Annotated in this window: 14 protein-coding genes; 10 read left to right on the top strand and 4 right to left on the bottom strand. The window is 62.2% G+C overall.

All coding sequences use genetic code 11. The features are described from left to right. Positions 1–18 precede the first annotated feature (18 nt). The 5 genes from AC04SI_RS10870 to AC04SI_RS10850 all read left to right on the top strand — a co-directional run bounded on the left by AC04SI_RS10870 (position 19) and on the right by AC04SI_RS10850 (position 4,365). Entirely contained in the window at positions 19–741 is a 723-nt protein-coding gene (locus tag AC04SI_RS10870) for an RraA family protein (RefSeq protein ID WP_488474206.1), read from the top strand. A 16-nt stretch (positions 742–757) separates the two neighbouring features. Further along, positions 758–1,744 carry a D-2-hydroxyacid dehydrogenase family protein gene (locus tag AC04SI_RS10865; protein ID WP_404277306.1) on the top strand — a complete coding sequence of 329 codons (987 nt, stop codon included), beginning with the start codon at positions 758–760 and terminating at the stop codon, positions 1,742–1,744. A gap of 1 nt (position 1,745) precedes the next feature. Next, complete coding sequence (locus AC04SI_RS10860; protein WP_404277307.1) at positions 1,746–2,534, top strand: SDR family oxidoreductase; 789 nt, start codon at positions 1,746–1,748, stop codon at positions 2,532–2,534. 37 nt (positions 2,535–2,571) lie between these two features. After that, a complete protein-coding gene (locus AC04SI_RS10855; RefSeq protein ID WP_404277308.1) occupies positions 2,572–3,888 on the top strand; it encodes an MFS transporter in 1,317 nt (438 codons plus the stop codon). Between the two features lie 90 nt (positions 3,889–3,978). Beyond that, the gene (locus AC04SI_RS10850; RefSeq protein ID WP_404277309.1) at positions 3,979–4,365 is read left to right on the top strand and encodes a RidA family protein; all 387 of its coding nucleotides are present in this window, start codon (positions 3,979–3,981) and stop codon (positions 4,363–4,365) included. Between the two features lie 155 nt (positions 4,366–4,520). Here AC04SI_RS10850 and AC04SI_RS10845 read toward each other — a convergent pair whose 3' ends face one another. Both AC04SI_RS10845 and AC04SI_RS10840 read right to left on the bottom strand, forming a co-directional pair. After that, positions 4,521–5,324, bottom strand: coding sequence for a L,D-transpeptidase (locus AC04SI_RS10845; RefSeq protein WP_404277310.1), 804 nt, complete (start codon positions 5,322–5,324; stop codon positions 4,521–4,523). Positions 5,325–5,523: 199 nt separating this feature from the next. Further along, entirely contained in the window at positions 5,524–6,186 is a 663-nt protein-coding gene (locus tag AC04SI_RS10840; RefSeq protein ID WP_404277311.1) for a haloacid dehalogenase type II, read from the bottom strand. Between the two features lie 151 nt (positions 6,187–6,337). On the opposite strand from AC04SI_RS10840, the gene AC04SI_RS10835 reads away from it, so the two are divergent. The 4 genes from AC04SI_RS10835 (at position 6,338) to AC04SI_RS10820 (ending at position 9,566) form a co-directional block, all read left to right on the top strand. Further along, positions 6,338–7,216, top strand: a complete 879-nt coding sequence (locus AC04SI_RS10835; protein ID WP_404277312.1) for a branched-chain amino acid aminotransferase — start codon at positions 6,338–6,340, stop codon at positions 7,214–7,216. A gap of 201 nt (positions 7,217–7,417) precedes the next feature. Further along, positions 7,418–8,017: a superoxide dismutase gene (locus tag AC04SI_RS10830; protein WP_404277313.1), complete on the top strand. Its 600-nt coding sequence runs from the start codon at positions 7,418–7,420 to the stop codon at positions 8,015–8,017. A gap of 151 nt (positions 8,018–8,168) precedes the next feature. Next, on the top strand, positions 8,169–8,606 hold the full coding sequence (locus AC04SI_RS10825; protein WP_404277314.1) for a c-type cytochrome: 438 nt from the start codon (positions 8,169–8,171) through the stop codon (positions 8,604–8,606). Positions 8,607–8,615: 9 nt separating this feature from the next. Continuing rightward, on the top strand, positions 8,616–9,566 hold the full coding sequence (locus AC04SI_RS10820; RefSeq protein ID WP_404277315.1) for a c-type cytochrome: 951 nt from the start codon (positions 8,616–8,618) through the stop codon (positions 9,564–9,566). 10 nt (positions 9,567–9,576) lie between these two features. Here the strand turns inward: AC04SI_RS10820 and AC04SI_RS10815 are convergent, their stop codons facing one another. Then, complete coding sequence (locus tag AC04SI_RS10815) at positions 9,577–9,966, bottom strand: SET domain-containing protein (RefSeq protein WP_404277454.1); 390 nt, start codon at positions 9,964–9,966, stop codon at positions 9,577–9,579. A 180-nt stretch (positions 9,967–10,146) separates the two neighbouring features. Next, positions 10,147–12,258 carry a S9 family peptidase gene (locus AC04SI_RS10810; RefSeq protein ID WP_488474205.1) on the bottom strand — a complete coding sequence of 704 codons (2,112 nt, stop codon included), beginning with the start codon at positions 12,256–12,258 and terminating at the stop codon, positions 10,147–10,149. A 111-nt stretch (positions 12,259–12,369) separates the two neighbouring features. Between AC04SI_RS10810 and AC04SI_RS10805 the strand changes: the two genes are divergently transcribed. Continuing rightward, positions 12,370–12,741, top strand: coding sequence for an SH3 domain-containing protein (locus AC04SI_RS10805; protein ID WP_404277317.1), 372 nt, complete (start codon positions 12,370–12,372; stop codon positions 12,739–12,741). Positions 12,742–12,851 lie beyond the last annotated feature (110 nt).

Below are 12,851 nucleotides of genomic sequence, written 5' to 3'. Positions count from 1 at the left end.
GATCTCGCTTTCGCGGACGTGCTGCCGAAACTTACCGGCAAGATCAGCGCCGACCGAATTCGGCTGATGCGGACGCCGCGTCCGCCGAAGGAGCTGATCGACGGCTTCAAGCGGATCGGCGACGCCACCAGCGTTATTTCGGATATTTTGGATGAACTCGGCATCACCGGTGCGACTGGCGCATCGCTTCTGAAGCCGACCCTGCCTTCAACGTCAATCGTTGGTCCAGCACTTACGGTACGCAACATCCTGCAGCGCGAGCATGTCTACGAGACGGCGCGAAACCACGTCAACCGGATGGCGGAGTTCGAAGCCCACAATCTGGCTCTGCCGGGCGACGTGGTGGTCATCGACGGCGTCGCCGGCGTTTCGAACATGGGCGGGATCTCGGCCCAGACGGGAAAGAGACAGGGGGAGGCAGGTGCAATCGTCTCCGGAGGCATTCGCGACCTCGGGCATTCGCGACGGGTCGGCTATCCGCTTTGGGCCACCGAGGTCACGCCCGTCACCGGCAAGTGGCGGATCGAGACCGTGGAGATCAACGGCGATATCCAGATTGCCGGCGTCCGGGTTGCTCCCGGCGATATTGTCGTTGCGGACGAAACAGGCGTCTGCTTCATCCCGATCGCCCGGGCCGCCGAGGTCCTCGCAAAGGCGCTGAAGAAGTCAGCTTTTGAATGGGCGAAGTGCGAAGCAATCGACGCTGGCACCTCGGTCGCAGACCTGCCGGGCAATGCATGAAGCGGTGGATCATCCAGTGAAAAAGCTTCGCGTCGCCATCATCAACGATTACCAGGACGTGGTCCGGACACTGGACTGCTTTTCCAGGCTGGAAGGTCATGAAATTACCATCTGGACCGATATCGTTGACGACATCGACCTGCTCGCAAATCGTCTGTCCAACGCAGACGTCCTTGTGCTGATGCGCGAGCGCACCAGGATCGATGAAGATCTGCTCAGCCGCCTGCCCAATCTGAAGCTCATCAGCCAGAACGGACACATCCCCCATATCGACCTGGCGGCGTGCGAGAGGCATGGCGTCGTCGTTTCGTCCGCTCTTACGTCGCGCCCGTCTTATTCGACGGTGGAATTTACCTGGGGGCTGATCCTTGCAGCGATGCGCAACATTCCGTTCGAGAGCGCCTCGCTGCGGCAAGGCCATTGGCAGACGACCATCGGGCTCGGCTTGAGAGGCCGTGTCCTGGGCATCTATGGTTTCGGCCGCCTGGGCTCGATGGTGGCGCGCATCGGCAAGGCCTTCGGCATGGATGTGCTGGTTTGGGGTCGCGAGGGCTCGCTCGCTCGCGCCAGGTCCGAGGGGTTTGACACCGCCGCGGACAAGGATTCGCTGTTCAGGCTGTCGGATGTCCTCAGTTTGCATCTGCGGCTGAATGCCGAGACCACCGGTGTGATTGGTCCTGATGACCTGGCCTTGATGAAGCCAACGGCCCTGCTTGTGAACACCAGCCGCGCCGAGTTGATTGAGCCGGGAGCTTTGGTGGCGGCGCTAAAGAATGGCCGACCCGGCAAGGCGGCCGTCGATGTGTTCGAACGCGAGCCGCTCACCAATCCGGACGACGCCTTGCTCAGGCTCCCCAACGCGCTATGCACGCCGCATCTCGGCTACGTCGAACGCGACAATTACGAGTTCGCCTACGGCAACGCGTTCGACCAGATCGTCGCGTTCGCTGAGGGAAGTCCGATCAACTTGCACAACGCCGACGGCTTAAAACAGGATCACTGATATGAACCTCGAACTCGACGGCAAAGTCGTCCTGATAACTGGCGGCAGCAAGGGAATAGGGCTGGCTTGCGCCCGGGCCTTCGGCAGGGAGGGCGCTCGCGTGGTGATTGTCTCGCGCAGCCAGCAGAACCTGGATGCCGCGAAAACAGCACTCGCTGCCGAGGGCCTGTCGGTAGCGAGTTTCGCCGCCGACCTGTCGGACGAGCTTGCGGCAAAGGAAATGGTCGCCGCACTCGAGGATCAGGTGGGTCCGATCGCGTCCCTGGTCAATTCAGCCGGCGGCGCCAGGCGAGTTCCTCCGGACGAACTGACGCCAGACAAGTGGCGTATTGCGATGGACGCGAAATTCTTCACCTACATGAACGTTACGGACTACGTCCTGCCCCTGATGGTGGCACGGCGCGCCGGCACGATCGTCAACATCGTTGGCACCGGCGGCAAAATCGCATCACCCATGCATTTGCCGGGAGGGGCCGCCAACGCGGCGCTGATGCTCGCCTCGGCGGGGCTGGCGGCTGCCTGGGGGCACGCCGGGGTAAGGGTCAACGTCATCAATCCCGCCGCCACCATGACCGAGCGTCTGCAGTTGTCGCTTGAGGTCGAGTCCAAAATGACGGGCAAGACGCCGGAGGAGCTGCTGCGATTGAACGAGCAGCGCATCCCGCTGCGGCGCTACGCAAATCCTGAAGAAGTGGCCGACGCCGCGCTTTTTCTCGCCAGCGTAAGATCCTCCTACGTGACAGGGGCGTCGCTGACCATGGACGGAGGTCTCACTCCATTGGTCGTTTGACCCAGCCTTACAGCAAAGAAAATCACGGGAGGAAAAGATGTTCGCTTGGTACAGGGAGTTGACGGAGCGGGAGCGGAACACCTTCTGGGGTTGCTTCGCCGGCTGGGCAGTCGATGCGATGGACGCGCAACTCTTCAGTTTCGTGCTGCCAATTCTCATTGCGGCCTGGGGAATGACGACGGCGCAGGCCGGCTATCTGGCCACGGCAACGCTGCTCTCCGCGGCGATCGGAGGATGGGCCTGCGGATATCTTGCCGACCGTTTCGGCCGTGCCCGCATCATGCGGTTCACGATCCTGTGGTTCTGCGCCTTCACCTTCCTTGCCGGTTTTGCGCAGGACTTCCAGCAGTTGATGGTCCTGCGCATCATGCAAGGGCTGGGCTTTGGCGGCGAGTGGGCCGCCGGCGCGGTTCTCATGGGCGAGATCATTCGCGCCGAACATCGCGGCAAGGCCGTGGGCACCGTCCAGAGCGGCTTCGGCGTTGGATGGAGCGCTGCCGCCATATTGGCAGGCCTGGTTCTGGCGCATCTGCCCCAGGAGTATGGATGGCGCGTTCTGTTGATGATCGGTGTTCTCCCCGGCCTTCTGGTTCTCTATTTGCGCCGCAAGATCGAGGAGCCGGAGATTTTCGTCAAAACGCGCGCACATGTTGAGAAGACCGGGACTCGTCCGGGATTGGGCGCAATATTCCAGCCGGAAACCTTGCGGATAACGATCCTGTCCTCATTGCTTGCCTTCGGCGTGATTGGCGTTGGCGGTGCGATCGTCAACTGGCTGCCCACCTTCATGAAGACAGTGCGCGAACTGTCGCCGAGCGATTCGGGGTACTACGTGTTCGTGGCGACCGGTGGCTCGTTTTTCGGATTTCTGGCGAGCGCATACCTGTCCGATTATCTGGGACGGCGCCGCACGTTCCAGCTGTTTCTCCTGTGTTCCTGGCTGATCACCATCGCGTACATGTTTTTGCCGCTCTCCGGCTGGCCGCTGGTTGTCCTGGGAGCGCCGTTCGGTTTCTTCACGATCGGAAACTATGCGGCGCTGGGCCCGTTCTTCACCGAGCTGTTCCCCTCCGCCATTCGCGCCAGCGGCCAGAGTTTCGCCTACAATTTCGGCAAGGCGGCAGGCGCGGTAGCCGTGTCCACCATTGGAATACTGGCGCAATACATCACTCTGGCGGAGGCGATCGGCCTGGTTGCGCTGCTGGGCTACAGCATCGCCTTTGCCGCAACCCTCATGCTGCCCGAGACGCGTGGAATTCAACTCACTCCTGGTTATGAGCCTCTCGCGCCGCGCCCCGACAGCGGCGTTTCTTCCCCGCCTGCCGAGGCCGCCGTTGTGCGCGCGAGACGATAGCCGGCTTCGGTTTTGCTCTTGCAGCAACCTTGATTCCTAGACTCGCCACCAGCACCTCACGAACCAGATCTCGCGGAGGATCATCAGACCATGCGCAAGAGCATTTCGGTGAAGGGACTGAGCCACAGGCATCCGGTTCCCAATGCCTGTCGGATTGGCAATATGGTGTTCTCAGGCGCGGTTCACGGGGTGAGCCCGATCACGCACGAGCTGCCCTCCGGCATGGCCGATCAGTCCGCCAATGTTTTTGCCAACATGCTTGCCATCATCGAAGCCGCCGGCGGCAGCGCGGCGGACATCATCAAGGTGGAAATCTATCTCCGTGACAGCAGCGACAGGAATGCCGTGAACCAAGAATGGCTGCGGATGTTTCCTGATCCGCAATCGCGCCCGGCTCGGCACGTTCGGCCATTGCCCCCGGATAGCCCATCTCTGGTGCAATCCGAATTCATTGCCGTCATCGAGGATGTCGCTTGATCTCGGCGCAAAGGCTGGTGTGTGGCTGATAGGCTAGTCCAACAGCACACCGCGAGGTGTGCGTTGCGCACCGACCCACATTCGATGCTGACGTGAGCCACAGGGCGGCGACATTCGCCGCCCTGTACGACGAGCTCAGAAAATCGAATTCGGGATCAGTTCACAGGGCCGAGCAGGGTCGATCCATCCGGGACGCCGGCGTCGATCGGAATAGCCCTGCGGTTCGCCGTCGCCACCATGGGCTGACCGATATTGGCGGTAACGACCACAGGCGTCTTCGAAGGCACGCGGTCGTAGAGGTCGATGATGTCCTGGTTGATCAGGCGAACGCAGCCCGACGATACCGACTTGCCGATCGAATTCCATTCCGGCGAACCGTGCAGGCGATAGAGCGTGTCCTGGTTGCCCTGGAACAGATAGAGCGCGCGTGCGCCGAGCGGGTTCTTGAGCCCGCCGGGCATGCCGCCATTGTCGGCACTGTATTCCTTCAGCTCCGGCTGCCGGGCGACCATCTCGTCCGGCGGCGTCCATTTCGGCCATTTCTGCTTCCACTGGACGACGGCATCTCCCGCCCATTCGAAGCCGGCGCGGCCAAGGCCGACGCCGTAGCGGATCGCCTGGCCGCCCTCACGCACGAGATAGAGGTGGTGGCCGGTCGTATCGACGACGATGGTGCCCGGCCTCTGGCCGGTCGGGTCGGGAACGATCTGGCGCAGGAACTGTGGGTCGATCTTCTGGTACGGTATGGCGGGAACCTCGAAGCCTCCGTCGCTCATCGGACCGTACATCATCGCATAATCGGACAGGGGCGGCTCGACATAGGCCGGCGGTGGCGGCTCGACCGGCTGCTGCCCGATTGTGCCGCAGGCGGAAACCGCGACCGAGGCTGCGCCAAGCGCGGCGGCATTAAGAAAGCCGCGGCGGCTCAGGCGAAGGGAGGACGAATCGGGTGTGAACATGGTTGCCTTTTCTAGGTCTTAGTTTGCAAGATAGCGTGAATGTACCGAGCGTGCGGTCCACCTAACGGTCGGTGGCGATAGGCGGTTCCGATTCTGGCCTGACGGTGGACAAACAAAGGCAAAGCTGTGACTGCCATGCATCTGTTGCCCAACAGCAACAGGCCACGTCACAGGCCTTGAACCATGGGCGGGAGCGGTTTCATCCACCGGTCATCAGACCTTCTAGCGACGGCAGGATCAGTGATGGTGGAAGATCCCGGTATTCGTCGGGCTGGTTGGCGCGGTTGATCCACACCGTGCGGAAGCCGAATTTGGTGGCGCCGGCGACGTCCCAGCGGTTGGAGGACTGGAACGACACCGCCGCCGGGTAGAGACGCCATCCAGTGCTCACCATGTCGTAGACCGACGGATCGGCCTTGAAGCGCCTGACAGTATCGACGGAAAAGACGTCGTCCAGCACCTGGTCGAGCGCCGCCGACTTGACCGCCGCCTCCAGCATCTCAGGCGAGCCGTTGGAGAGGATGGCGAGCTTTGCTCCCGACGCCTTGAGCGCCTTGAGCACGGCCGGCACCTCTGGGTAGCAGTCGAGGCGCCAATAGGCGTCGAGCAGCTTGGTCCGTAGCCCTTTGTCTGCCGAGGGCACCTTGCGAAGTGCGAAATCCAGCGCCTGCTCGGTCAGCTGCCAGAAATCGACATAGGCGCCCATCAGCGTCCTGACCCAGGAATATTCGAGCTGCTTGGCGCGCCAGATTTCGGACAGCAGCTGGCCGTCCGGGCCGATCTGGTCGGCATGGCGTCGCACGGCGGCATGCACGTCGAATAACGTGCCGTAGGCGTCGAAAACATAGGCTGCGTGATGCATGGCGACAGTTTTGAGGCGAGCAGGCAAAAGGCGCAAGCATTGATTGCAAGGCGCTCATGCTGGCCTGAACGATTCTCGGCGATGCCGGTTGACGGCAGCCGTCAAAGCATCTTCCTATGCTGCCCCGGAATATCATTCAGGGAAGCAAGCGATGACACTGGCGGCAGCGGCGCAATCCGTGACATGGACCTTCGTCGACGGCGACTGGCATGAGGGCAATGTCGCCATCCTGGGACCGCGCAGCCACGCTATGTGGCTTGGCACCAGCGTCTTCGACGGCGCCCGCTGGTTCGAAGGCGTCGCGCCCGACCTCGAGCTTCATGCAGCGCGGGTGAATGCGTCGGCGATCGCGCTCGGCTTGAAACCCACCATGACCACCGACAAGATCGTCGGGCTGACCTGGGACGGGTTGAAGAAGTTCGACGGCAAGACCGCGGTCTACATCAGGCCGATGTACTGGGCCGAGCACGGCGGCTACATGGGCGTGCCGGCCGATCCGGCCTCGACCCGCTTCTGCCTCTGCCTCTACGAATCGCCGATGATCTCGCCGGCGGGTTTTTCGGTCTCCGTGTCGCCGTTCCGGCGGCCGACCATCGAGACCATGCCGACCAACGCCAAGGCCGGCTGCCTCTATCCCAACAACGGCCGCGCCATCCTCGAAGCCAAGATGCGCGGCTTCGACAATGCGCTGGTGCTGGACATGCTGGGCAATGTCGCCGAGACCGGAACCTCGAACATTTTCCTGGTTAAGGACGGCCATGTGCTGACGCCGGCCGCTAACGGCACCTTCCTGTCCGGCATCACCCGTTCGCGCACCATAAACCTGCTCGGCGACTATGGTTTCAAGACCACCGAAAAGACGCTGTCGGTGCGCGACTTCCTCGAGGCGGACGAGATCTTCTCGACCGGCAACCATTCCAAGGTCGTGCCGATCACCCGTATCGAGGAGCGCAACCTCCAGCCGGGGCCGGTGGCCAAGAAGGCGCGCGAACTCTATTGGGACTGGGCGCATTCGACGTCCGCCGCCTGAGCCGCCAGGCGACTTGCGGCGGGCTACTTCGCTTGCCCGCCGTTTGTTTTGACGCAGGGTCCATTCGCAAAACCGTGTGACAGTTTTCCGGAACCTCTCTAGAAAGGGAACCGGCGCTTCATTCCGGAGTTGTCCCTAATCATTCCAGACCTATGTTAGTCCGGTATCGACACCGGATTTTTCCATGAGGGAGTACCATCCATGGCTTTCGAATTGCCCGCTCTGCCGTACGACTACGAGGCGCTCCAGCCTTACATGTCGAAGGAGACGCTGGAATACCACCACGACAAGCACCACAAGGCGTATGTCGACAACGGCAACAAGCTGGCCGCCGAGGCCGGGATGGGCGACCTGTCGGTCGAGGACGTGGTGAAGCAGTCCTTCGGCAAGAATGCCGGGCTCTTCAACAACGCCGCCCAGCACTACAACCACATCCATTTCTGGAAGTGGATGAAGAAGGGCGGCGGCGGCGGCAACAAGCTGCCGGGCGCGCTGCAGAAGGCCTTCGACAGCGACCTTGGCGGCTACGACAAGTTCAAGGCGGACTTCGTCGCCGCCGGCACCACCCAGTTCGGCTCGGGCTGGGCCTGGGTTTCGGTCAAGGACGGCAAGCTGACGATCTCGAAGACGCCGAACGGCGAGAACCCGCTGGTCCATGGCGCCACGCCGATCCTCGGCGTCGACGTCTGGGAGCACTCCTATTACATCGACTACCGCAATGCCCGGCCGAAGTACCTCGAGGCCTTCGTCGACAGTCTCATCAACTGGGACCACGTCCTCGAACTCTACGAAAAAGCCTGATCGCACTTTTGAAAAGCCCCGGTCGACCGGGGCTTTTCTTTTTCGGCGCTGAAGCAGCGTCAACAAAATTGCACCTGGGGGAGGGGAATATTCAGGCCATCCACGCCGTTATTGTTTTGTCTCGAACTATCTTCACCATGGAGCCAATTGAATGAGAAAGCTTGTCATCGCCATCTCTATGCTCGCCTTTGCCGGTTCGGCGGCGTTTGCCGACCCGATCATGGATCGCCAGGCCCTGATGAAGGAACGTGGAAAGATTGCCGGCGGATTGTCGAAAGTGGTCAAGGGTGAGGAGGCTTTCGATGCTGCCGCCGTGCTGACTGCGTTGCAGTCGCTGCAGGCGAATGCCGAGAAACTTGACGTCGATGCCCTCTTCCCGGCCGGCAGCGACAAGGGCGACACCAAGGCGTCGCCGAAGATCTGGGAAGACACGGCCGGCTTCAAGGCGGCCAACGATAAATATGTCGCCGACGTCAAGGCGGCGGTCGCGGCCGCCCCCGCCGATGTCGATGCCCTGAAGGCGCAGTTCAACACCATCGGCGGTGATTGCGGCACCTGCCACGAGGGATACAGGATCAAGAAGGGCTGACGGCGGGCAATGCCCTTGCTGAAAAAGCTCATCGGCGCCGCCCTCGTTCTGGGCGGCGTCGGCGCTGTTGCCGCGTGGTTTATGTCGGCGCCGGTCAGGCTCGACGCTGAAACCGTGGCGCAGCTCGGTCCCGGCGATGCCGCCAGGGGCAAACGCATCTTCTATGCCGGCGGCTGCACCTCCTGTCATGCCAAGCCCGGCTCGCAAGGCGAGGCGCGTCTGCAACTGGCCGGTGGTCTTCAGCTCAAGACGCCGTTCGGCACTTTCGTGCCGCCGAATATTTCGCAGAATGCCAAGGACGGCATTGGCGCCTGGACGGAGGAAGACCTGGCCAACGCCATGCTGAACGGCGTCTCGCCGGGCGGCGAGCACTTCTATCCGGCGTTTCCCTACGCCTCCTACGCCCGCATGAAACCATCTGATATTGCCGACCTCTACGCCTTCCTGAAGACGCTTCCGGCGGTGGCCGGCAAGGCGCCGGGCCATACGCTCGGCTTCCCCTTCAACATCCGCCGCGGCATTGGCCTGTGGAAGCTGCTCTATCTCAGCCCGCAGCCGGTGATCGCTTTGCCTGAAGGCACGCCGGACAAGGTGATGGCGGGCCGCTATCTGGTCGAGGGGCCAGGCCATTGCGGCGAATGCCACACGCCGCGCGATCTTGCGGGAGGAACGAAGAAGGCCGAGTGGCTGGCGGGTGCGACTGCCGCCGAAGGCAGCGGTATCGTGCCCAACGTCACCTCGGGCGAGGGCGGCATCGGTGACTGGTCGGATGCCGACATCGCCAACTATCTCGAAACCGGCTTCACACCGGACTTCGATTCTGTTGGCGGCGCAATGGTCGACGTGCAAAGGAACATGGCCCAATTGACGCCCGAGGACCGCGCGGCCATCGCCGCCTATCTCAAGGCGGCCCCGCCGCATCCCAACGGCTATCCCGCACGCAAAAAGCCGGCGGGCTGATCAGCGCAATTTACGGGTGGCGGTCCCCGAGGAAATCGAAGCCGCTGTCGAAGAAGTGATTGTAGTCGCAGGTCAATTCCTCGCCGGGCGCGATGTCGCGCAACGCATAAGTCTCCTCGGGCGAGGAGACGTCGCAGTTCGGTTCATCGGCATGGTTCATGTAGCGCGCGTCATCGGCTTCGAAGACGATGTATCCGGGGTTGCGCCGATCAGGATAGGAGTAGCGGTCGAGATAGCCCTTCACCGGCCCGGTCTCACCCTCATAGGTGTCGACCTCGATCAGCCGGTCAAACCGGGGGTCGAGCTTCCAGACCAGCGTGCCCCGTGGAATGTGTTTCTTGGCGAAGACGCCGATGCCCTGGATGGACGATTTGTCGAGATAGACGTCGACGAGCAGCATGGCGGACCCTTGCGAGGTTGTGACGGGCAGGTGCGGCTCTGAAAAGCCGAGCATTGGGTAGCGCGCGGCGATGCCAATTGCGAGCGGAAAATCAGCGGCGCTTGCCGCTCATTCAAAGCTTCGAAAAAGGTCATGCGCAAATCAAAAAATCATTACCCAAGGCGGGGCATCGCATCGCATTCACCCGGCCAGATCGGCCTTGCCTGTCACCTTGAGCGCGAAGGCATAGGTGTAGGCGATCTCCTCCAGCCTGGAAAACCGACCGGAGGCGCCGGCATGGCCTGAGTCCATGTTGATCTTGAACAGCACCGGGTTGTCGCCGCTCTTGCGCTCGCGCAGCCGCGCCACCCATTTGGCCGGCTCCCAATAGGTGACGCGCGGGTCGGTTAGCCCCGCCAGCGCCAGGATCGGCGGATAGTCGAGCGCCGCCACATTGTCATAGGGCGAATAGACAGAGATGGTCCGGTAGTCCTCCACCGATGCGATCGGATTGCCCCATTCCGGCCATTCCGGCGGCGTCAGCGGCAGCGTCGCGTCGAGCATGGTGGTGAGCACATCGACGAACGGAACCTCGGCGACGATGCCGCCAAAACACTCCGGCGCCATGTTGGCGATCGCCCCCATCAGCATGCCGCCGGCCGAGCCGCCTTGCGCGACGATACGGTCATGCGCGGTGTAGCGCTCGGCCACGAGATGGCGGGCGCAGGCGATGAAATCCGTGAAGGTGTTCATCTTGTGCTGCCGCTTGCCGTCGTCGTACCAGCCATAGCCCTTGTCCTTGCCGCCGCGGACATGGGCAATCGCATAGACGAAGCCGCGATCGACCAGTGACAGGCAATTGGTGTTGAAGGCAGCCGGCACGGTGATGCCATAGGAGCCGTAGCCGTAGAGCAGGCAAGGTGCTGTGCCGTCGAGCGGCGTGTCGCGGTGATGGATCAGCGAGATCGGCACCAGTTCGCCGTCGGCGGCAGGCGCCATCAGACGGCGCGTGACATAGTGGGCCGGGTCGTGGCCGGACGGCACTTCCTGGGTCTTCAGCAGCACCCGCTCGCGGGTGCGCATATTGTAGTCGAAGATCTGCGCCGGCGTCGTCATCGACGAATAGGTAAAGCGCATGAACTCGGTGTCGTATTCATAGGATCCGGACAGGCCAAGCGAAAAGGCCTCCTCGTCGAACGAGATGAGATGTTCCTCACCGCTCTTGCGGTCGCGCACGACGATGCGCGGCAGGCCTTCCTTGCGCTCGAGACGGACCATATGGTCCTTGAAGCCGATCACCGACAGGATCAGCCGGCCGGCTTCGTGCGGCACCAGCTCCTGCCAGTTGGCGCGCACCGGGTCGCCGGCCGGCGCCGTCATGATCTTGAAATCCTTGGCGCCGTCGGCATTGGTCAGGATGAAGAAGACGTCGCCGCCTTCCTCGAGATCGTATTGCAGGCCGCTTTCGCGCGCTGCCACCAGCTTCGGCTTGGCAAGCGGATCGCCGGCGCGCATCAGCCGGTATTCGGATGTCTCGTGATCGTTGATGCCGATCAGGATCCACTCGTTGGAGCGCGTGCCGCCGACATCCATGAAGAAACCGGGATCGGTTTCCTCATAGACCAACCGGTCGTTTTCGGTTCCGTCGCCAAGCGCGTGGAACAACACCTTGGACGGGCGATGGTTGGAATCGAGGCGGGTGTAGAAGAAGCCGCTGTCGCCGGCATCCCAGACACCGCCGCCGCCCGTATCGGGGATCTGGTCCGTCAGTTCCTTGCCGCTGGCGAGATCGCGTACGCGAAGCGTGAAGAATTCAGAGCCCTTGTCGTCGAACGCCCATAGCAGCTTCCCGTGGTCGGCCGAATGGTCGACGCCACCGAGCCGGAAATAGGCCTTGCCCTCGGCTTCGGCGTCGCCGTCGAGCAGGATCTGCTCGTCGCCGCCATCGCGCGGCGTGCGGAAATATCGCGGCTGCTCGCCGCCGAGCTTGAAGGACGAGCCGTAGGCGTAAGAGCCATCCTTCATCGGCACGGTGGAGTCGTCCTCCTTGATGCGTCCCTTCATCTCGGCGAAGAGCCGCTTGCGCAGCGGGGCCATATCGGCCGTCAGCGTTGCCTGGTAGGCGTTCTCGGCTTCGAGGTGAGCGCGGATGTCGCCGTCGAGAAGGGAAGGATCCCTGAACATCGCCTGCCAGTTATCGGCGCGCAGCCAGCCATAGTCGTCGGTGCGGGTGAAGCCGTGATGCGTGTCGAAGACAGGCCGTTTCTCGGGCTGCGGCGGGCTGGCGGTCGGAAAGGCTGGTGTCCTGGTCATTGCGTCTCGCTGGGAAGTTGTTTGAATGGCAAATGAACACGCCGACCAGCACCGGTTCAAGGGCAGGACGGCAGGATGAGGGCGGCTCTCAGGAGATGGGCCGGAGGAGGGATGATGAAGTTCCATATTCGCACCGCTGCGGCTCTCGCCGTTGCTTCGACTGTTCTGGCCTTCACCGGTCAGTCTCATGCAACCGTCTTCGCGGCTTGGCAAGTGGCCAACGTGCCGTTCGGCGACACGCTCAACGCGCGCAAATATCCATCAGGTGAATCGCAGAAGCAGGCCGCCTATCCCAACGGGACAGTCTTGCAGATGACCGGCAAATGCACCGGCGGCATAAACCTGCTTGATATTGCCGGTCAGCCGCACTGGAGGCAGGAACAGAAGATCCGCTATCGCTGGTGCGAAATCTGGCATGATCCGGCGCAGAACGGCCATTTCGTCACCGGGTGGGTCTATGGGAAGTACATCACGCCCTATTGACCGGCCCTGGTTTCCTGCGGCTCAGTCACACGCATCAGTAATGCGCTGCAACCCATGATTTCATTAGAATCGGGAAACCTTTCGACCTGTTTCCGGTCAAGCAAAGCCCA

Source organism: Mesorhizobium sp. CNPSo 4689 (genome assembly GCF_057784325.1).
This window is presented reverse-complemented; position numbering and strand designations above follow the sequence as displayed.

Coding starts and splice junctions, on each gene's coding strand:
- AC04SI_RS10860 (WP_404277307.1), top strand. CDS start 1,746: ATGAACCTCGAACTCGACGGCAAAGTCGTCCTGATAACTGGCGGCAGC.
- AC04SI_RS10855 (WP_404277308.1), top strand. CDS start 2,572: ATGTTCGCTTGGTACAGGGAGTTGACGGAGCGGGAGCGGAACACCTTC.
- AC04SI_RS10850 (WP_404277309.1), top strand. CDS start 3,979: ATGCGCAAGAGCATTTCGGTGAAGGGACTGAGCCACAGGCATCCGGTT.
- AC04SI_RS10845 (WP_404277310.1), bottom strand. CDS start 5,324: ATGTTCACACCCGATTCGTCCTCCCTTCGCCTGAGCCGCCGCGGCTTT.
- AC04SI_RS10840 (WP_404277311.1), bottom strand. CDS start 6,186: ATGCATCACGCAGCCTATGTTTTCGACGCCTACGGCACGTTATTCGAC.
- AC04SI_RS10835 (WP_404277312.1), top strand. CDS start 6,338: ATGACACTGGCGGCAGCGGCGCAATCCGTGACATGGACCTTCGTCGAC.
- AC04SI_RS10830 (WP_404277313.1), top strand. CDS start 7,418: ATGGCTTTCGAATTGCCCGCTCTGCCGTACGACTACGAGGCGCTCCAG.
- AC04SI_RS10825 (WP_404277314.1), top strand. CDS start 8,169: ATGAGAAAGCTTGTCATCGCCATCTCTATGCTCGCCTTTGCCGGTTCG.
- AC04SI_RS10820 (WP_404277315.1), top strand. CDS start 8,616: ATGCCCTTGCTGAAAAAGCTCATCGGCGCCGCCCTCGTTCTGGGCGGC.
- AC04SI_RS10815 (WP_404277454.1), bottom strand. CDS start 9,966: ATGCTGCTCGTCGACGTCTATCTCGACAAATCGTCCATCCAGGGCATC.
- AC04SI_RS10810 (WP_488474205.1), bottom strand. CDS start 12,258: ATGACCAGGACACCAGCCTTTCCGACCGCCAGCCCGCCGCAGCCCGAG.
- AC04SI_RS10805 (WP_404277317.1), top strand. CDS start 12,370: ATGATGAAGTTCCATATTCGCACCGCTGCGGCTCTCGCCGTTGCTTCG.